We start from the raw sequence: 20,623 nt of genomic DNA, 5'->3' as shown, positions 1-20,623 counted from the left end.
CAACCGCACGCCGTACACCCAAGCTCCCGAAGCTCAATCCCGTGAGGTATTGATGTCGGACCACGAAAAGCTCCTCGGCTACCTCCGACGGGTGACCGCCGATCTACATGAGACCCGACAGCGCCTTCAGGAAGTGGAGGCGGCGGCGCGCGAGCCGATCGCGATCGTCGGGATGAGCTGCCGCTACCCCGGGGGTGTGCGGACTCCCGAGGAGTTCTGGGAGCTGCTGGCCGGTGCACAGGACGCGATCACGGCCTTTCCCGAGGACCGTGGCTGGGACGTCGACGCCGTGTACGACCCGGATCCGGACCGGCCGGGTACCTCCTACACCCGCGAAGGCGGTTTCGTCAGCGACGCGGGGGACTTCGACGCCGACTTCTTCGGGATTTCGCCGCGTGAGGCGCTGGCCATGGACCCGCAGCAGCGGCTGCTGCTGGAAACGTCGTGGGAAGCCATCGAACGGTCGGGCCTCGATCCCGCGTCGCTCAAGGGAAGTCAGACCGGCGTCTTCATCGGAACCGTCACCCCGCACTACGGTCCGCGCCTGCACAGGGCCACCGACGGTGCCGAGGGGCACCTGATGACCGGCACTGCCCTCAGCGTCGTGTCCGGACGCCTCGCTTACACCCTCGGGCTGGAGGGTCCCGCGGTGACCGTGGACACGGCCTGCTCGTCCTCGCTGGTGGCCCTGCACCTGGCCGTACGGTCCCTGCGCCAAGGCGAGTGCTCCGGCGCGCTGGTCGGCGGCGTCACGGTCATGTCCACGCCCGGTACCTTCATCGGCTTCAGCCGGCAGCGCGGGCTCGCCCCGGACGGCCGGTGCAAACCCTTCTCGGCCGCCGCGGATGGCTTCGGGCTCGCCGAAGGCGCCGGCGTGCTGTTCCTGGAGCGGCTGTCCGACGCGCACCGCGACGGCCATCCGGTGCTGGCCGTGGTACGCGGCACGGCGGTCAACCAGGATGGGGCCAGCAGCGCGCTGTCCGCGCCGAACGGTCCCTCGCAGCAGCGGATGATCCGGGCGGCGTTGGCGGACGCGGGGCTGACCGCGGCTGAGGTCGATGTCGTGGAGGCGCACGGTACGGGTACGACGCTGGGCGACCCGATCGAGGCGCAGGCGCTGCTGGCCACGTACGGGCAGGAGCGGGACGGAGACCGGCCGTTGTGGCTGGGCTCGGTGAAGTCCAACATCGGGCACACCCAAGCCGCCGCGGGCGTGGCCGGTGTCATCAAGACGGTGCTGGCCATGCGGCACGGCGTGCTGCCGCCCACCCTGCACGTCGATGAGCCGTCGCCGCACGTCGACTGGTCGGCCGGCCACGTCCGGCTCCTCGCCGAGGCCACCCCCTGGCAGCAGGGTGAGCGACCGCGCCGGGCAGGTGTCTCCTCGTTCGGCATCAGCGGCACCAACGCGCACGCCATCATCGAGCAGGCGCCCCACCCGCTGGAGGGCGAGGCGGACGGCGCATCGGATGACGACGCCGTACCGCCCGCGGTGGCTTCGGCATCGCTCCCACTCGTCCCGTGGGCGTTCTCGGCCAGGTCCGCGGCGGCTCTGCGCGGCCAGGCCGCCCGGCTGCTGGACCATGCGCGAAGGCATCCGGAGGTCGCCGCGGTCCACACCGGCCTGGCCCTCGGGACCACCCGGACCGTCTTCGACCACCGTGCGGTGGTCCTCGCGCCGGACCACGCGGGCGCCGTACGCGAGCTGGAGAAGTACGTCGCGGACCACGACACTCCGGGGCTCGTCGCGGGCATCGCACGACACGGCACCGCGGTGGCGCTCGTCTTTCCGGGACAGGGATCGCAGTGGGCCGGGATGGCGGCGGAGCTGTTGGATTCCTCGCCGGTGTTCGCGGAGCGGATGGGCGAGTGCGCCGTCGCGTTGGCGCCGTATGTGGACTGGTCGCCGCTGGACGTCCTGCGGAGCACCGACGGGGACGGCTGGTTGGGCCGGGTGGACGTGGTGCAGCCGGTGCTGTGGGCGGTGATGGTGTCATTGGCCGAGCTGTGGCGTTCGTACGGCGTGGTGCCGGCGGCGGTGATCGGTCACTCCCAGGGGGAGATCGCGGCCGCGTGTGTCGCGGGCGGGTTGTCGTTGAAGGACGCGGCACGCGTGGTCGCGCTGCGCAGTCGGGCGTTGCGGGCGCTGTCGGGCCGGGGCGGCATGGTGTCCATCGCCCTTCCCGTCGCCGAGGTGCGGGAGCGGCTGTCCGCGTGGTGCGAACGGCTGTCGGTGGCGGCGGTGAACGGGTCCTCGGCCGTGGTGGTGTCGGGTGACGCCGACGCGCTCGAGGAACTGCTGGTGCGGTGCGAACGTGACGGAGTACGGGCACGCCGGGTTCCGGTGGATTACGCCTCGCACTCCGCGCATGTGGAGGCGATCGAGGACGAGTTGCTTCGCGACCTCGCGGGGATCGCTCCGCGGTCGTCGGCGGTGCCGTTCTATTCGACGGTGACGGGCGGGGTGCTGGATACGGCGGAGTTGGATGCCGCCTACTGGTATCGGAACCTGCGGCGGACGGTCCGCTTCGATGAGACGGTACGGGCTGTGCTGGGCGAGGGTATCCAGGTGTTTGTGGAGGTAAGCGCCCATCCGGTACTGACCATGGGGATCGAGCAGACAGCCGATGACCACGGAACGCGGGCGACGGTGGTCGGGTCACTGCGTCGTGACGAGGGTGGGCCGGCGCGGTTCTTGAGGTCTGTGGCCCAGGCGTACGTGGGTGGCGCCGACGTCGATTGGCGGGAGGTGTTCGCCGGTACCGGTGCGCGCCGCGTGGACCTGCCCACGTACGCCTTCCAGCGTCGCCGCTACTGGCTGGAGTCCGAGACCACTGCGGCCGATGACGTGTCGTCGGCCGGGCTGGCCTCGGCCGGGCACCCCTTGCTGGGGGCCGTCGTTCCCTTGCCCGACTCCGATGGTCTGCTGTTGACGGGCCGCCTGTCGCTTCGTACCCATGCCTGGCTCGCCGACCATACGGTGCTGGGCCGTGTCGTCCTGCCCGGCACGGCGTTTGTCGAACTGGCGTTGCGAGCGGGAGACGCCGCCGGATGTGATCGGCTGGAAGAGCTCACGCTCGAGACGCCGTTGGTGCTGCCCGAAGAGGGCGCGGGCCAGGTGCACCTGGTCGTGAGCGGGCCGCAGGAGGCGGGACACCGCGAATTCGGCGTATACGCGCGCCGCGACGACGCGCCGAGCGAGTCATGGACGCGTTACGCGCGAGGCACACTGACCGCGCTGAGCTCGGCAGCGCCCTCCGCGGATCTGAGCGTCTGGCCGCCGACCGGCGCCCAGGCGGTCGAGACCGCGGGGCTCTACGAGCGGCTGGCGGCCACTGGGCTCGCGTACGGCCCGGCGTTTCGTGGACTGCGGGCTGCCTGGCGCCGGGGCGATGAGCTCTTCGCCGAAGTGGCGCTGCCGGAGGACGTACGAACCGAGGCGAGCCGGTTCGGGGTACATCCCGCGTTGCTGGACGCGGCGCTCCACGTCTGGTCGGTCCACCACGATACGGAAACCGATACGGAAACCGGGGGAGCCCGGTTGCCGTTCGCGTGGAGTGGTGTCTCGTTGTACGCGATCGGGGCTTCGGTGGTGCGGGTGCGGCTGGCGCCGGCCGGCGATGGCGCGGTGTCGGTAGTGGTGGCCGACGGTGCGGGGGTGCCGGTGGCGTCGGCGGATGCCTTGGTGACGCGTCCGGTGGGGGAGCGGGAGTTCGCGGCCGCTGCCCGCGTGGCGGAGTCGTTGTATCGCGTGGAGTGGGTGCCCGCGCCGCCGGCCGCGGGGCCGGAGGTTGGAGTACAGGGGTGTGCGGTGGTCGGGGAGGATGATTTCGGGCTGACCGAGGTGTGGGGGGCGGAGGGGTTCGCGGATTTCGATGAGGTGGGCGAGTGCGTGCCCGATGTTGTGGCGGTATGCGCTTGTTCTGTCGGTGATCGGGGCGTCGTGTCCGGGGTGAGCGCGGCGGTTGACCGGGTTCTGCGCCTGGTACAGGGATGGCTGGCGGAGGAGCGGTTCGCCAGGTCGCGGTTGGTCGTGGTCACGCGGGGCGCGGTGGCGGTCGAGGCCGGTGAGGATGTACGTGATCTGGCCGCGGCCCCGGTGTGGGGACTGGTGCGCTCGGCGCAGGCCGAGCACCCGGAGCGGCTGGTCCTGCTGGACGTGGACGACGCCGGCGCTTCGCTGGACGCCCTGCGCGAGGCGGTGCTGACCGGGGAACCCCAGGTGGCCGTGCGCGGGGGTGAGGTACTGGTGCCGCGCCTGGCTCAAGGCGCGGCGAGTGGAGTGTCGGTGCCCGTGGCGGAGGGGCGGCCATGGCGGCTGGAGCCTTCGAGGGAGCGGACGCTGGAGGGGCTGACCCTGGCGACGGCTGAGGACGCGGCTCGTGAACTGGGTGAGTTCGAGGTCCGCGTCGCCGTGCGCGCGGCGGGACTGAACTTCCGCGATGTGCTCATCTCGCTGGGCATGTATCCGGACCACCGGGCGCTGATGGGAAGTGAAGGAGCCGGTGTCGTGGTGGCCACCGGCCCGGGGGTCGAGTCCTGCGCCGTCGGTGATCGCGTGATGGGCCTGTGGACCGGCGGTTTCGGGCCGCTGGCGGTGGCCGACCACCGCACCCTGACCCGGATCCCGGACGGCTGGTCGTTCGCCGAAGCCGCGTCCGTTCCGGTGGTGTTCGTGACGGCGTTGTACGCGTTGCGCGAGCTGGCGGGTGTGCGGCCCGGTGAGTCGCTGCTGGTGCACTCCGCGGCCGGTGGGGTGGGGATGGCGGCGGTGCAGCTGGCGCGGGTGTTCGGCCTTCGGGTCTTCGCCACTGCCGGCCCTGGTAAGTGGGACGTATTGCGCGGTCTGGGAGTTGACGGCGCGCATCTGGCGTCGTCGCGGTCGCTGGAGTTCGAGCAGCGGATCCGCTCGGTATCGGGTGGTCGTGGTGTTGATGTCGTGCTGGACTCCCTGACGGGTGAGTACGTCGACGCCTCGCTGCGGCTGCTCGGCGAGGGCGGGCGCTTCATTGAGATGGGGAAGGCGGACGTGCGGTCCGCCGACGAGGTGGCGGCGGCGCACCCCGGTGTGACATACCGGGCGTTCGACCTGATGGAGGCGGGGCCGGAGCGCATCGGGGAGATGCTCACGGAGATCGTCGGCCTTTTCGAACAGGGTGCGCTCAAGCGATTGCCGACGCGGGTGTGGGATGTGCGCCGGGCGGGTGAGGCGTATCGGTTCATGCGCGAGGCGCGGCATGTGGGGAAATTGGTGTTGAGCGTTCCGGCCGCCTTGGATCCGGAGGGGGTTGTGCTGGTGACGGGGGCGGGGGGCGTGTTGGGCGGTTTGGTGGCTCGGCATCTGGTGGCCGAGCGTGGGGTGCGTCACTTGCTGCTGGTCAGCCGACGTGGCTCGGCGGGCGAGGGCATGCCGGAGCTCGAGGCGGAGCTGACGGGCATGGGGGCGTCGGTGACCGTCGCCGCATGCGATGTGGCGGATCGCGACGCCCTGGCGGAGGTGCTGGCGCGGTTGCCCGGCGGGCGTGGTGTGACGGGCGTGGTGCATGCCGCGGGGGTGTTGGACGACGGGACCGTGGCGTCGCTGACGCCGGAGCGGGTTGACGCGGTGCTGCGGGCGAAGGTGGCCGGGGCGTGGAATCTGCATGAGATGTCGCGGCGCCACGATGTCGCGATGTTCGCGTTGTTCTCGTCGGCCGCCGGTGTATTGGGCTCGGCGGGGCAGGCGAATTACGCGGCGGCGAATACGTTTCTGGATGGGCTTGCCGCGCATCGTCGTGCTCTGGGTTTGGCCGGCGTGTCGTTGGCGTGGGGCATGTGGGCCGAGCGTTCAGGCATGACGGAGCACCTCGGCGAGGCGGATTTGTCGCGGATGGCGCGGGTCGGTGTGGTGCCGTTCTCGTCCGACGAGGGGTTGAGGCTTTTCGACGCGGCGCACGCCCTCGCGGAGAGCCTGGTGGTACCCGCCCGGCTGGAAACCGGTGCCCTGGCCGCTTCCGGCACCGCGGTACCCGCCATGCTCAAGGGGCTCATACGACGGTCGATCCCCGCACGACGCACCCCCGTCCACGCCGATGCGCTCCGCCCGGCCGACAAGGCCACCGAATGGCGGCAGCGGTTGCTCGGCATGAGTCCCGCCGACCGCGGCCACACCGTGCTGGAGCTCATCCACGCGAAGGTGATGGCCGTGTTGGGGCACGCCACGCCTGACGCGGTCGAGTCCGACCGGGCGTTCAAGGATCTCGGTCTCGACTCGCTGACCGCCGTCGAGCTGCGCAATCTGCTGAGTGCGACGACCGGGCTGCGCCTGCCCGCCACGTTGGCCTTCGACTACCCGAACAGCAAGGCACTGAGCGCGTACATCCTGGCCGAACTGGCGGGGCAGGCCGACGTCGACGTCGCGGCGGCGACGCGCTCCCCGGTCGGCGGAAGCGATGGCACGTCCGACGACGACCTCATCGCGATCGTCGGGATGAGCTGCCGCTACCCGGGTGGCGTGATGTCTCCGGAGGAACTGTGGCAGCTCGTCGTCTCCGGTGGGGACGCGATCGGCGGACTGCCCACCAACCGTGGATGGGATCTCGACGGCATCTACGACCCGGACCCCGACGCGCCCGGCAAGACGTATGCGCGTGAGGGCGGGTTCCTCTACGCCGCGGGCGAGTTCGACGCGGAGTTCTTCGGGATCTCACCGCGTGAGGCGTTGGCGATGGACCCGCAGCAGCGTCTGGTGCTGGAGACCTCGTGGGAAGCGCTCGAACGCGCCGGGCTGGTCGCGTCGTCGCTGCGCGGCAGCAGGACAGGTGTCTTCGTCGGCTCCCACTACCAGGAGTACGGCCCGCGGCTGCACGAGGCGGTGGAGGGCTCCGAAGGCCACCTGATGACGGGGAGCGCGGCCAGCGTCCTGTCCGGGCGTGTGGCGTACGCCTTCGGCTTCGAAGGGCCCGCGGTGACGGTGGACACGGCGTGTTCGTCGTCGCTGGTGGCCTTGCATCTGGCGGTGCGGTCGCTGCGTCAGGGCGAGTGCGACCTGGCGCTGGCCGGCGGTGTCGCCGTCATGCCGAATCCCGGCCCGCTCATGGCTTTCAGCAGGCAGCGCGGTCTGGCACTCGACGGGCGGTGCAGGGCGTTCGCGTCGGGCGCGGACGGGACATCGCTCGCCGAGGGGGTGGGGGTGTTGGTCGTGGAGCGGTTGTCCGATGCCCGGCGGCGGGGGCATCGGGTGCTGGCGGTGGTGCGTGGTTCCGCGGTGAATCAGGATGGTGCGTCGAATGGGTTGACGGCGCCGAATGGTCCGTCGCAGCAGCGGGTGATTCGGGCGGCGCTGGCGGACGCGGGGGTGTCGGCGGCGGAAGTCGACGCGGTGGAGGCGCATGGTACGGGGACGAGGCTGGGGGATCCGATTGAGGCGCAGGCGTTGCTGGCGACGTATGGGCGCGAACGGGCGGGCGGGGGCCGGCCGTTGTGGTTGGGGTCGTTGAAGTCGAATATCGGGCACACCCAGGCGGCGGCTGGTGTGGCCGGCGTGATCAAGGTGGTGCTCGCGCTGCGACACGGTGCGCTGCCGCCCTCGCTGCACATCGACGAGCCGACGCCGCACGTGGATTGGTCGGCCGGTGGGGTGGAGCTGTTGCGGGACGCGGTGGAGTGGCCCGCGCAGGGAGGGCCGAGGCGTGCGGGTGTGTCGTCGTTCGGGATCAGCGGGACGAATGCGCACGTGATCGTGGAGCAGGCTCCGCAGGAGGAGCGTGTGGAGGCGTCAGAGGCGTCAGAGGCGTCAGAGGCGTCAGAGGCGTCAGCGGATGACGCGGGTGTGGTGGCGTGTGTGGTTTCCGCGCGGTCGGAGGTGGCGTTGCGCGCCCAGGCGGAGCGTTTGGCGGAGTTCGTGCGGGCTGATGACGGTCTGTCGCCCGTGGAGGTGGCATCGTCACTCGTGACGTCCCGGTCGGTGTTCGAGCACCGTGGTGTGGTGTTGGCCGCAGGGCGTGATGGGCTGTTGGCGGGCCTGGCGGCTTTGTCGTCGGGGAAACCGGCGGCTGGTGTGGTGCGCGGCGCCGTTCTTCCCGGGACGTCGGCGGTGTTGTTCTCGGGGCAGGGCAGCCAGCGCATCGGCATGGGGCGGGAGCTGTACGAGAGCTTCCCGGTGTTCGCGGAGGCTTTCGACGCCGCGTGCGCGCGGTTCGACGCCCTGCTGGACCGGTCGTTGCGGGAGGTGGTGTTCGGGGACGTGGACGCGTTGGCCCGGACGGAGTTCACGCAGTGTGGATTGTTCGCGGTTGAGGTGGCTCTGTTCCGGCTGGTGGAGTCGTGGGGTGTGCGGCCGGATTTCGTGGGTGGTCATTCGTTGGGGGAGGTGGTGGCAGCACATGTGGCGGGGGTGTTGTCGTTGGAGGACGCCTGTGCGTTGGTGGCGGCTCGGGGCCGGTTGATGGGGGAGTTGCCTGGGGGCGGGGTGATGGTGTCGGTGCGGGCGGCGGAGGCGGAGGTGTTGCCTCTGCTGGCGGCGTATGCGGACGAGGTGAGCGTCGCGGCGGTCAACAGCCCCGGGGCCGTCGTGCTCTCGGGAAGGGAAGCGGCGGTGGCCGAGGTGGTAGGGGTGCTGGCGGAACGGGGCGTGGAGGCGAAGCGGCTGAGGGTGTCGCACGCCTTCCACTCGCCGTTGACGGAGCCGATGCTCGCCCCGTTCCGCGAGGTGGTGGACGGGCTCTCCTTCCGCGCGCCGCGCATTCCGGTGGTGTCGAATGTGACGGGCGCGGTGGCCTCGGCCGACGAGTTGTGCGCGCCTGATTACTGGGTGCGGCATGTGCGGGAGACGGTGCGCTTCGCCGATGGGCTGGCGGCCCTGGCCGGGCAGGGAGTGACGACGTTCGTCGAACTCGGTCCCGACGGTGTGCTTTCCGGAATGGGGCACGAGTGCCTGCCCGACGCGGTGTTCGCGCCGGTCCTGCGGAGGGACGTGGACGAGACCACCTCCGTCGTCGACGGGCTCGCCCAGGCGTACGTGCGGGGCGTGGCAGTGGACTGGGCGACCGTCATCGCTGCCGGCGGCTCGTCGCCGCGGCGCGTGGACCTGCCCACGTACGCCTTCCAACGGGAGCACTTCTGGCTGCGCTCGACCGCCGGGACCGCTGCGACGACGGCCGGTGACGCGATGCCCGGGGGCCTGGCGGACGCCGGTTTCTGGGAGGCGGTGGAGCGCGGTGACGCGAGCGCGCTCGCGAGCGAGCTGTCGGTCGAGGACGGGGACGGTGCAGGTGAGTCGCTGGCGGCGGTGCTCCCGGTGCTGTCGGCGTGGCGGCGGCGTCGGCGGGAGCTGGAATCGGTGGACGCCTGGCGCTACCGGGTGGCGTGGTCGCCGGTGGGCGGTGGGACGGGCACGCTGACGGGGGCGTGGCTGGTGGTCGTCCCCCAGGGGCACACCGGGGATGCGTGGGTGTCGCACGTCGTGAAGTCGATGGAGGAGCGCGGGGCGTCCCCCGTGGTCGTGGAGCTGACGTCGGGCGCCACGGACGGCGACGCGGTGGCCGGACCGTTGCGCGCGGCGCTGGCACGGGCCGGCGACGCGGGAATCGTCGGCGTGCTGTCGCTGCTGGCGCTCGCGGAGGGACGGCACGCGGTGCATGGGTCGGTGCCGCTGGGGGTGGCGTTGACGCTGGCCATGGTGCAGGCGGCGGGTGAGGTGGGGGTGCGGGCCCCGGTGTGGTGCGTCACGCGCGGGGCCATGTCGGTGAACGGCGCGGAACGGGTCCGGAGCCCGGAGCAGGCCGGGGTGTGGAGTCTGGGACGTGTGATCGGTCTCGAGACGCCGGAGCGTTGGGGCGGGGTGGTGGACCTGCCGGACGTGCTGGACGGGTGGGTCACGGATCGCCTGGCATGGGTGCTCGCCGGCGGCTCGGGCGAGAGCGAGGTGGCGGTCCGGGGCGCGGGTGTGTTCTGCCGCCGTGTGGTGCGGGCCGCCGCGGGCGGACACCGCGGTGCGGGGTGGCGGCCCTCGGGGACCGTGTTGGTCACCGGCGGTACGGGAGCGTTGGGCCGTCACGTGGCGCGGTGGCTGGCACGCGCCGGCGCCGAGCGCTTGGTTCTCGTGTCCCGCCGCGGCCCCGGTGCCGACGGGGCGGACGACGTGCGCAAGGAACTGGAGGGGCTGGGTGCGCGGGTGGAGTTGGTGGCCTGCGATGTGGGCGACCGGATGGCCGTGGCTGAGCTGGTGTCGGGCGTGGCGGCGCAGGCGCCGTTGACAGGAGTCGTTCACACGGCCGGGGTCCTGGACCATGGGGTGCTGGAAGGGTTGACCGTGGAGCGGTTCGAGGAGGTCTTGCGGTCGAAGAGCGAGGCGGCGTGGCATCTGCACGAGGTGACACGGGACTTGGGACTCTCGGCGTTCGTGCTGTTCTCCTCGTTCGCGGGCGTCGTGGGTTCTGCCGGACAGGCGAACTGTGCGGTGGCGAACGCGCTTGTGGACGCGCTGGCCGAGCAGCGGCGGGCTGAGGGGCTGACGGCCACCTCGGTGGCGTGGGGGCCATGGGCCGACGAAGGCATGGCTGTCAGCAGCAGCGAGGTCAGCCGCAACGTCCGGCGCAGCGGTCTGGCCCCGATGGATCCGCGGTCGGCACTCATGGCGATGGAGCGGTCACTGGCGGAGGGCGAATCCTCCGTCGTCGTCGATGCCGACTGGCCTCGCTTCATCGGTGCGTTCGAGGCCCGCCCCCTGGAACGGTTGCTCAGCGGCATCCCGGAAGTGCGGCAGCTCATGACTGACGTGGCCGACGACACCGGCGTGGCGCGGGCCGAGGGTCCGGCCGCGCTCGCCAGGCGGCTCCAATCCCTGCCCGAGACCGAACGGAGCCGGGAGCTGCTGGAACTCGTGCGCGCCCATGCCGCCGCCGTGCTGGGGCACACCGGCGTGGACGCGATTGTCCCCGGCCGCCGCTTCACGGAGGTGGGATTCGACTCCCTGACCGCCATGCGCCTGCGCAACCGGCTCGGCGCGGCCACGGGCATCCAGCTCACCGCCGCGACGGTGTTCGCCCACGCCACGCCGACCGCTCTGGCCGACCACCTGCTCGCCACGTACGCGGCTCCCCCCGAGCGACCGAGGCCCCGGCTGCGGCCACGAGACCGGGCATGACGGCGTCGGTCGCGACCGACGCGGGCTGAGACACGTCGTGTAACGGTGGCTCTCGCCGATGCCGGGCTCACTGCCGCGCGGTGATGATGGCAGAGACGTGGAGAACCCTTGCCCACCGGCGAACGATATGAGAGGCAGCGAAAGGCGTGAATTCTGCTGTTCAGTCAGATTATGACGTAGTGGTCGTCGGGGGCGGTCCTGGTGGATCCACGCTTTCGACACTGGTAGCCCTCCAGGGCCATCGGGTGTTGCTCCTGGAAAAGGAGGAGTTCCCGCGGCACCAGATCGGCGAGTCGCTGCTTCCCTCCACCGTGCACGGAATCTGCCGCCTCCTCGGAGTCACGGATGAGCTGGCGGATTCCGGCTTCATGAAGAAGCACGGAGGCACCTTCCGGTGGGGGCTCAACGCCGAGCCCTGGACCTTTGATTTCTCCGTTTCCGAAAAGTTCTCGGGCCCGACCTCCTACGCCTACCAGGTCGAGCGCATGAAGTTCGACAAGATCCTCCTTGACAATGCCCGCGGCAAGGGTGTGGACGTCCGTGAACGCAGCGAGGTCGTGGGCGTTCTCGAGGAGGAGGGCCGGATCTGCGGTGTGCGGTACGACGACGCCGAAGGCGTCCGGCGGGAGGTCCGCGCCCGGTTCGTGGCGGATGCCTCGGGAAACAAGAGCCGCATACACAAGCGGATCGGCGGTGCGCGCAAGTACTCGGACGTCTTCCAGAACATCGCCCTCTTCGGCTATTTCACAGGCGGAAGGCGAGCGCCCGCCCCCTGGACGGGCAACATCACCTGCGCGTCCTTCGATCTCGGCTGGTTCTGGTACATCCCCCTCTCCGATGAGCTCACCAGTGTCGGTGCGGTGCTGAGGCGTGAGGCGCTGGCACGCCTCCAGGACGGTCCCCGGGACAAGGTGTTGGAGGGCCTGATCGACGAATGCCCGCTCATCGCCGACTACCTGTCGGAGGCGGAGCGCGTCACGGAGGGGCCGTACGGGCAGGTCCGCGTCCGCAAGGATTACTCCTACATTCAAGAGAATTTCTGGCGACCCGGCATGGTACTGGTCGGCGACGCCGCCTGCTTCATCGACCCGCTCTTCTCCTCCGGCGTTCATCTGTCCACGTACAGTGCCCTGTTGGCGGCCCGATCGATCAACACCACACTGCGCGGCGCCATCGACGAGGCTCATTGCTTCCGCGAGTACGAAACCCGTTACCGCAGCGAGTACGACGTATTCCACGACTTCCTGGTCGCCTTCTACGACCTACAGAATGATGAACACGCGTACTTCCGTAAAGCGAAGAGCGTCATCGGGAGTTCTGCCCCGGCGGCGGCGTCATTCGCGGAACTGGTGGGCGGCGGCGCGTCCAATGAGGAGGCACTGATCGGTGCCGCGCCCTCCTTCAGCCAGGAACGCAGGGCGGATCTGCTGGAGCGGTCGCGGAAGATCCACTGGCAGGGATCCCGGGTTCAGGTCCAGGCGCTCTTCGGGGAGAGCGTGGGGGACGCTCCCCTGTACGAGGGCGGTCTGGTCGAATCACCCGACGGCATGCACTGGGCTCGCCCCGAACAGCCCGCTTCCTGAGGCCCCATGTGCTGACCACTCACCAGGTTCAGTGGCTGTTCCTCGGCCTCGTCGCCGTCCTCGTTCTCGGCAGGCTGTTCGGCGCCGGGGCCCGTCTCCTGCGACAGCCTGCGGTGGTCGGGGAGATCCTGGCCGGAATCCTCATCGGGCCATCGCTGTTCGGGGGTGCACTCGCGGATTTCCTGTTCCCCGCGGACACGCGCCCGCTGTTGGCGGCGTTTGCCAACGTCGGCCTCGCCCTGTTCATGTTCGTCATCGGTTATGAGCTGCCCTTCGACGAATTGCGTGACAAGGCGCGGGTCGCCCTTCGGATCTCGCTCTGTTCCGTGGCGGTGCCCTTCGTCCTCGGTGTGCTGCTCGCGCTGTACCTGGTCCGCGATCACCACGTGCACAGCCAGACCGGTTTCGTGCTCTTCCTGGGCGCGGCGATGTCGGTCACGGCGTTCCCGGTGCTGGCGAGGATCTTGACCGACTACGGACTGGACCGGACCCGTCTCGGTGGCATCGCCCTGGCCGGCGCGGGGATCGGCGACGTTCTGGCCTGGCTGCTTCTCGGCCTCGTCGTGACCGTCAACGGGGGCACCGGTCAGGCGCGGTTGCTGCTGGTGCCCCTCGGCCTGATCGCGATGGTGACGTTGGTACGCCCGCTGCTGCGCCGGGCGTTCACCGCGGTGGAGGGGAGCGGGGGCACGACCGGCCCACTGGTGGCCGTCATGGCGGGGCTGATGCTCTCCTGCTGGGCCGCCGAGTGGGTGGGGATCCACTTCATCTTCGGGGCCTTCCTCTTCGGTACGGTGACACCCCGCACTGAGCGGGCGGATGCCAAGTCCGAGCTCACCGGACACATCGAGTCGATCAGCGGTGTTCTTCTACTGCCCGTGTACTTCGTCCTGTCGGGACTGCGGGTGGACCTCTCCGGGATCGGCTTCGCCGGACTCGGGGAACTCGTCCTCATCCTGCTCGTGGCACTCGCCGGAAAGTTCCTCGGTGCCTTCGCGGGTGCGCGGCTGAGCGGGATTCCCATGCTCCAGTCGACGGCCCTGGCCGCATTGATGAACACCCGCGGTCTCACCGAGATCGTGCTGTTGACCGCGGGTCTCGAACTGGGCGTGATCGACGCTTCTTTCTACTCCCTGATGATTCTCATGGCTCTGGTGACCACTGCCATGACCGGGCCGATGCTGCGCTTCCTGGAGCGGCGCGCCGGTGGGAACGCGCGACAACTCGGAGAGTTCGAGTACGAGCGGCAAGGCTTCCGCGGGTTCGTCGCCGGGTAGCGGTCGAGCGCGGTGCTGATACCGGCCCGGAGTGCGAGTATCACGGCGACGCGTCCGCGGAGGACGCGTCGAGGTCGATCTCGATGCCGGCGACGGCGAGCAGACGACCCGTGCCGGAGTCATACATGGTCATGTCGGCGATCTCGATCCGCGGCTGCGCCGTGCTGCGCCACCTGCGCACCGTGATGGTGAACACCGCGCCTGGGTCGGCGTTGCCGAAGTACCCGACCTTCTGGTCGACCACCTTGCGCCGCAGGAACTGCTCGTCGCCGCGGCCGAGCGACCGCCACACGCGCAGCAGCGCCGTGTCGAAGATCGAGAAGTACGAGGCGAAGTACACCAGCCCGGCACCGTTGAGGTCGCGCACGACGTCCAGTGTGTACTCGGACGTGTGGGCCGGCCCGGCCGCGACGAGGCCGGGCGGCGCCGCCGAGTAGAAGCTGCCCGCCTCGCGGGCGCGTCCGACGAGGGTGCGCGGCGAGTAGGAGTTGGGCAGCCGGGGGAGGCCGCCGTAGGAGAAGTCCGACGGCGCGACCTGGGACAACCGCCGGTTGCTGCTCGGGCGGCTACGAGCGATCCAGCGGTTGAAGTTCTCGGCGTAGAGACAGTCCGGATGGGGGCGCTCGTACAGCTCCGCGGGATCCAGCGGTGCGTCGGCCAGGCCCAGCCCCGCCGGCGCGAGCCGGTGGAGCGTGATCACTGACTGGCTGCCGAACTGGAACACCCGGGAGGTCACCTGGAGTTCGTCGCCGAAGCTGAGGCCGTGTGGATGGACGACGTCCCCGCCGCGTACGTGGAAGTAGTAGAAGGACAGGTAGGCGGGCTGCCCCTCGGAGGTGCGGGCCGCGTGCACATTGGTGCGGCAGGCGGCAGCCACCGCCTCCCAGGTCCAGTCCCCGATCTGGCCGAAGATGAGTGATCCGCCACTGCACATGCCCGGGGCGACGACCACGTGGCGGGACAGCGAACTGTCGTCCACCTCCCGGTCGGGCCGCGTCGTAGTGCTCCGATGCACCGTTCCCTGCCTTTCTGATCGGGCTGAGTGAGCCATGTCGCGGGGTTGGCTCACCAGGGGCTGCCTGAGCCATTCGGCCGATGCGGCGAGGAAGGCGTCGTTGTCCTCGGCGCGGCCGACCGACACGCGCACGCCCTCGCCCGGAAACGTCCGCACGGCGATGCCCCTGTCCGTGCACCACCTGCCGAACTCGGCCGAGGCATCGCCCAGCCGGAGCCAGAGGAAGTTGGCCTGGCTGGCCGGCACGTCCCGGCCATGGGCCACCAGGGCGTCCCGGACGCGACCGCGTTCCGCGACCGTGGCGTCGACGCGGCGCAGCAACTGGTCCTCGAGCCCGAGGGCCGCCACGGCCGCTCGCTGCGCGATCCCGTTCACCGCATAGACGAGGCAGGCTTTGCGCAGCTGCTCGACCACGCGGGGATCGCCCACGAGGTAGCCGACCCGGAGGCCGGCGAGTCCATACGCCTTCGAGAACGTGCGCAGCACTACGAGATTCGGGTGCGCCTCGCCGAGGTGCAGGCCACTTGAGGCGGCCGGCTCGCGCGCGTACTCGTAGTACGCCTCGTCGAGGGCGACCAGGCAGGTCGGCGGGGTGCGCGCCAGGAACTTCCGCAGCTCCTCCCTGGCGACCACCGTGCCCGTCGGATTGTTGGGATTGCAGATGAGGACCAGTCGGGTGGCCTCGGTGATCCGGTCGGCCATGGCCGGGAGGTCGTGCGCCTCCTCGACCAGGGGCACCCGCACGGAGCGCAGGCCGGCGAGGTCGGCGAGAATGGGATAGAGCTCGAACGACCGCCAGGCGTAGACGACCTCGGTGCCGGGGTCGCCGACGGATTGCAGCAGCGTCTGGAGGAGCGCGACCGACCCCGCGCCCACCACGACCCTGTCCTCCGTGACCCCGTGCGTTCGCGCGATCGCACGCGTCAGCTCGCCGCACCCCGGGTCGGGGTAGCGGTTCACCGTCGAAGCCGCCGCCGCGATCGCTTCCACGATGCCCGGCAGCGGGCCGTGGGGAGATTCGTTCGCCGACAGCGGGCGCGTGCGCGCCGCTGCCGCATGCACCCCTTCGGTCGGCTGGTACGCGGTGAGACGGCCGAGGACCGTGCGGAGTCGAGGCAAGGACAAAGGGGCTCCCAAGCACGCGAGGCCATTGCGTCGTGATCTGGCAGGTGATCCGGCGGTATCTGGCAGGTGATCCGGCGGTCGCGGACACGGACTCAGGGGCGCCCCTCGGCGGCCTCGACTCCGGCGTGCGGCAGCCGCTCCTCCAGCAGACGTACGACGTCCGCGACCGTGGCGGCGTCCATCAGCTCGTAGTCGTGGATCTCGACGCCGAGCCGGCCGCGCAGCAGCGCCGCCAGTTCCACCGCCGTGAGGGAGTCGAGACCCACCTCCTCGCGGCCGGCCGTCGGCACGACCTCTTCCTCCCTCATCTGGAGGTCGCCCACCAGGATGCCTTTGAGTACCTCGTACATGGCTTGTTCCTCTTTCGCTGTCACACCTGACCGGAAGCCCGCGACGCCCCGGCGGGCCGACCGCTGTTGGCCCCCTCCCGTAAGGCGAGTGCGACGTCCACGATGAGGTCTTCCTGGCCGGCCACCGCTTGGCGCTCGCCCAGCTCGAAGAAGACGTCGCGCGGGTCGACCCCCTCGCGCCGGGAGATGTCGAGGACCCGGTTCTTGAATCCGGAAAACACTCCGGACAGGCCACTGACGACACCGACGGAGTCGATGGCCGGCGGGGCGGGCATCAGCTCGCGTCCGGCGATGTCCGCCGCGTCCAGGAGACCGTACAGATCGATGCCCGTGGCGAATCCCATCCGCTCCAGCACGGGTACCAGGACCTCGAGCTGGGTGTTGCCGGCCCCCGCTCCGAAGCCCCGGGCGCAGGCGTCCACGATGCTCGCCCCCGCCTCGACCGCGGCGACCGAGTTGGCCACGGCCATGCCGAGGTTGTTGTGACCGTGGAACATCACCGGTACGTCGACGGCGTGGCGGATGGCGCCGATACGCTCCGCCACGTCTGCCGGGAGGAAATGACCGGAGGAGTCGAGAATCCCCACCCCGCTCGCCCCGTACTCCACGAGCCGGGCGCACTCCTCCGCCAGTTGCCGGGGGCTGGCCATGTGGCTCATCAGGAGAACGCCGTGCGCTTCGACACCGGCGTCGCGGAGGAATCCCAGATGCCGCTCGGCGAGGTCCCCCTCGGTGCAGTGCGTGCCGATCCGCACCACGTCGACGTCGTGGGCGATGGCCTTCTTGAGGTCCTGGACGGTGCCCCATCCGGGGATCATGAAGACGCCCATCCTGCTGTTCGGCAGGGCCTCCCGCACGACGGACAGCATCTCGTCGTCGCCGAGCCGAGCCTGGCCGGCCTGGAGGGAGGACGCGCCCAGGCCGTTGCCGTGCCCCACCTCGACCACCGGAACACCCGCTGCGTCCGCGGCGGCCGCGTACCCGCGCAGTTGGTCGGGGCCGAGGTTGTGGCGGACCGCGTGATGTCCGTCGCGCAGGGTCGGATCATGGACGAGAACCGGCTTCCGCCCGCCGCTCTCCGTGTCTGCCGTCCGGATCACGACATCACCGCGCCGGCAGCCGGGAGGTGGGACGCCGCGTACAGTTCGGCGACGTGCAGCGCGGCGGAGTTGATGATGTCGAGGTTGCCCGCGTACCGCGGGATGCGGTCGCCGGATGAGGTGACCTCGATGGCGATGAGGGCCTTCCCGTCGTCCACGACGCACGCTGCGACCTCGAAGCCACCGGCGAACGCCCGGACCTGCTCCGTCGCGGTCGCCACGGCCGCGCGCACCGATTCCGCGGTCAGCTCTTCCCCCAGCACGGACATGGCGACCCGGAAGGTCGCCGGCGGCCTGGCGGGGCTCACGTTGAGGATCCCCTTGACGTCCTTGACCCCGGTGAAGTCACGGACCGCGTCCTGGGTGGTCTCGATGTACTCGTCGAGATTCAGCCGGGTGGACCGGCCCACGCTCAGACTGGCCGCGGTGGTCACCACCTCGACGTAGTCGACCCGATGCTGCCGCGCGATCGCGTGCAGGATCGGTATCGACGCCTGACCGCCACAACTGATCATGTTGATGTCGCCGTGGTCCAGGACGTCCGCCCCGTTCACGGTCGGCACCACCATCCGCCCCACCTTGCTCGGCGTCAGATCGACGAGCATCGCCCCGAGCGGCCTCAACCGCTCCGCGTGCTCGGCGTGCGACACGGCGTTGGTGGCGTCGAAGACCACGTCGAACGGGTCCGGAGCGTCGACCAGGGACTGGACGCCGCCCGTCGCGGTCGGCAGCCCGAGCCCGGCCGCGTGCCGCAGACCTGGTGTGTCGTCGTGGCGTGCCACGACCAGCCGGCAGTCGAGGGAACGCGAACGCATGATCTTGGCCGCCAGGTCGACTCCGATGAGGCCGGCGCCGAGCACCGCCGCGGATAGTCGTCCGCTTCTCTCCCTGGCTGTACTGCTCATGGCTGTACCGCCCTTCCTTGTGAGCAGACCCGCCTTGACGAGCCCGGGTACGGCGTTCCGGTCGGAAGGACGGTTGCCTAGGGGCCGTCCACGTGCAGAGTGATGGAGCCCAAGCGGTCGAACTCGGCGACGAACGTGTCCCCGGGACTCATCGGGACCGCGGCGTGGAGCGCCCCCGTCATGATCAACTGCCCGGCGTCCAGGGACACCCCGCGCTCGCCGAGCACGTTCGCCAGCCATGCCACGACGGCGACCGGATCTCCCAGGGCCGCGGCGCCGGCGCCGGTGGCCACGATCTCGCCGTTGCGGGAGAACACCATGCCGATCAGACGGGGGTCGCAGCCCGCGGCGGAGACGACGGGCCGGGCCAGAGCGACGGCACCGTTCGACGCCAGATCGGCGATGGTGTCGGCGAGCCCGATGCGCCAGTTCTCGATCCGGGAGTCGACGATCTCCAGCCCCGCCATGACCTCCGCGACGGCTCCGCGGGCCTGCTCCGGCGTGACGCCGGGACCCGTGAGGGGCGCACCGAGACGGAAGACGATTTCGGCCTCCACCTTGGGCGCGATGAACGAGTCGCACGACACGGTCGCCCCGTCGGCGTGCACGGTGGACGCCAGCACGGGGCCGTAGTCCGGCGTGTCGACGCCGAACATGTCCTGCATCGGAGCGGACGTGAGGCCCGCCTTGTACCCGACGACGCGGTCGCCGTCCGCGACGAGCATGCGCACGAGTTCACGCTGGACGGCATACCCATCGTCCATGCCCAAAGCGGGGTCCGCGTCGGTGAACGGCGCGATGGGTACCCGCTTCGCGCGCGCCTCGTAGAGGGCCCTCGCCCTTGCCACGGTGTCTTCGGCCGACATCCTCACAGCGCTCCCGTCCTATCCGGCGGCCACGAACATCCGGCTGCCGGGCATCCGCAGCGGTGTGCTGGTCACGTCGGAGAACCCGGCCCGACGGAACGCGGCGTGCCATTCCTCCTCGGGCGGCAGCCGTACGTCCATCGAGCTGGAGTGCAGGTACGTGAAGAGCGCGCTGAAGCTCCGCTCCCTCGGATCGGCGACGTAGGGCACCGCGTCGGTCACCACGAGACACCCCCCGTCCGCGATCGACGCCCGGCAGGCGCGGAGAACGCCGTCGAGCACATCGGGCCTGCTCACCACGTCGTGCATCACGAATCCCGCATGCACGACGTCCGCGTCCCGGACCGGCGAGTGATCTTCCACGAGCGATTCGATCGGACGGTTCACCACGTCGAGACGATCGCCCACCTCGGCCCGCCGGGCGGCCCGTTCGGCCTCCTCACAGGCCGCCGCGCTCAGGTCCAGGGCCAGTCCGGTGCTGTCCGGCAGCGCGGTCAGCAGGTGGATCAGCAGCCCGCCGGCTCCCGCGCCGAGATCCACGATCCGCCGCGGTTTGCGGCTGGTGATCTCCGAGATGACGCCGGGATAGAAGCCGTACGACCCGATCCAGCGGGACGAGACCGCCACCCGACGCCCGTCCCGCTGATACCGCGCGCCTGCCGCCGTCGGCTCGCAGAGGAACGACGTCGCGTTGTCGATGTACGGGCGGTTCGCGTTGAGCGCCCAGGATAGGTAGCCGGCCGCGTACCGGCGGTCGGCCATGTCGGAGCAGGGCAGGAAATGGTGGGGGTCCTCGCCCCGCTCCACCAGTCCCGCGCAGAGCAGTGCGTCGAGAAACGCCGTGGCACCGGACTCCGGCACATCGGCGGCGGCCGTCACCTCGTGGAGAGTGAAGGGCGAGGCCCGGTCCAGGAGGGCGGAAAGGCCGAGGCTCTCGGCGATCTCAAGGAGAGCGGCGTCGGCGGCCAGATCGGCGGCGGTCTCCCTGGAGTCGGTCCTGTTCATGCGTCGCTCCCGAATCGAGGAGGGTACTTCTCGAAGTAAGGCGTCATAAGGCGTCCCGCGCATGCGAGCCGGGTCCATGTGTCATCATTCGGTGACCCGCGGCCAACGACATCGGTGACGACCGCCGTTACGGTCGCACCACCCCACGGCCGGACACCGGCGGGGCATCGCCGGGACCTTTTCCGGCCGGGCCCGGGTTTCCTGCCGAGAGCTCTTCCGCGTGCCCTCCGCGAGAGGCGGCACAAGCGCCGCCCGTGGCCGACCCGGCTGAC

Annotated in this window: 9 protein-coding genes; 3 read left to right on the top strand and 6 right to left on the bottom strand. The window is 70.4% G+C overall.

Annotated features, from left to right (window positions below; all coding sequences use genetic code 11):
* The first annotated feature begins 91 nt into the window (after nucleotides 1-91).
* The 3 genes from ACZ6TD_RS00515 (at nucleotide 92) to ACZ6TD_RS00505 (ending at nucleotide 13,985) form a co-directional block, all read left to right on the top strand.
* Nucleotides 92-11,125, top strand: a complete 11,034-nt coding sequence (locus ACZ6TD_RS00515) for a type I polyketide synthase (protein WP_471358735.1) — start codon at nucleotides 92-94, stop codon at nucleotides 11,123-11,125.
* A 146-nt stretch (nucleotides 11,126-11,271) separates the two neighbouring features.
* On the top strand, nucleotides 11,272-12,708 hold the full coding sequence (locus ACZ6TD_RS00510; RefSeq protein WP_471348886.1) for a tryptophan 7-halogenase: 1,437 nt from the start codon (nucleotides 11,272-11,274) through the stop codon (nucleotides 12,706-12,708).
* A gap of 8 nt (nucleotides 12,709-12,716) precedes the next feature.
* The gene (locus ACZ6TD_RS00505; protein WP_471348882.1) at nucleotides 12,717-13,985 is read left to right on the top strand and encodes a cation:proton antiporter; all 1,269 of its coding nucleotides are present in this window, start codon (nucleotides 12,717-12,719) and stop codon (nucleotides 13,983-13,985) included.
* A gap of 40 nt (nucleotides 13,986-14,025) precedes the next feature.
* Here the strand turns inward: ACZ6TD_RS00505 and hisC are convergent, their stop codons facing one another.
* From hisC to ACZ6TD_RS00475, 6 genes are all read right to left on the bottom strand, one after another.
* Nucleotides 14,026-16,119 carry a histidinol-phosphate transaminase gene (hisC, locus tag ACZ6TD_RS00500; protein WP_471348880.1) on the bottom strand — a complete coding sequence of 698 codons (2,094 nt, stop codon included), beginning with the start codon at nucleotides 16,117-16,119 and terminating at the stop codon, nucleotides 14,026-14,028.
* Nucleotides 16,120-16,217: 98 nt separating this feature from the next.
* Complete coding sequence (locus ACZ6TD_RS00495; protein WP_471348877.1) at nucleotides 16,218-16,475, bottom strand: acyl carrier protein; 258 nt, start codon at nucleotides 16,473-16,475, stop codon at nucleotides 16,218-16,220.
* A gap of 20 nt (nucleotides 16,476-16,495) precedes the next feature.
* Nucleotides 16,496-17,575, bottom strand: a complete 1,080-nt coding sequence (gene dmpG, locus ACZ6TD_RS00490; protein ID WP_471348874.1) for a 4-hydroxy-2-oxovalerate aldolase — start codon at nucleotides 17,573-17,575, stop codon at nucleotides 16,496-16,498.
* Complete coding sequence (locus tag ACZ6TD_RS00485) at nucleotides 17,572-18,435, bottom strand: acetaldehyde dehydrogenase (acetylating) (protein ID WP_471348871.1); 864 nt, start codon at nucleotides 18,433-18,435, stop codon at nucleotides 17,572-17,574. The genes dmpG and ACZ6TD_RS00485 overlap by 4 nt, the downstream gene beginning before the upstream one ends.
* A 122-nt stretch (nucleotides 18,436-18,557) precedes the next feature.
* Entirely contained in the window at nucleotides 18,558-19,346 is a 789-nt protein-coding gene (locus ACZ6TD_RS00480; RefSeq protein WP_471348869.1) for a 2-keto-4-pentenoate hydratase, read from the bottom strand.
* A gap of 18 nt (nucleotides 19,347-19,364) precedes the next feature.
* The gene (locus tag ACZ6TD_RS00475; protein WP_471348866.1) at nucleotides 19,365-20,351 is read right to left on the bottom strand and encodes a class I SAM-dependent methyltransferase; all 987 of its coding nucleotides are present in this window, start codon (nucleotides 20,349-20,351) and stop codon (nucleotides 19,365-19,367) included.
* Nucleotides 20,352-20,623 lie beyond the last annotated feature (272 nt).

It is taken from the genome of Streptomyces yongxingensis, from assembly GCF_055597465.1.
The sequence above is the reverse complement of the archived record's forward strand: the minus strand, read 5'-3'. Positions and strand labels throughout refer to the sequence as shown.

Coding starts and splice junctions, on each gene's coding strand:
- ACZ6TD_RS00495 (WP_471348877.1), bottom strand. CDS start 16,475: ATGTACGAGGTACTCAAAGGCATCCTGGTGGGCGACCTCCAGATGAGG.
- ACZ6TD_RS00480 (WP_471348869.1), bottom strand. CDS start 19,346: ATGTCGGCCGAAGACACCGTGGCAAGGGCGAGGGCCCTCTACGAGGCG.
- ACZ6TD_RS00475 (WP_471348866.1), bottom strand. CDS start 20,351: ATGAACAGGACCGACTCCAGGGAGACCGCCGCCGATCTGGCCGCCGAC.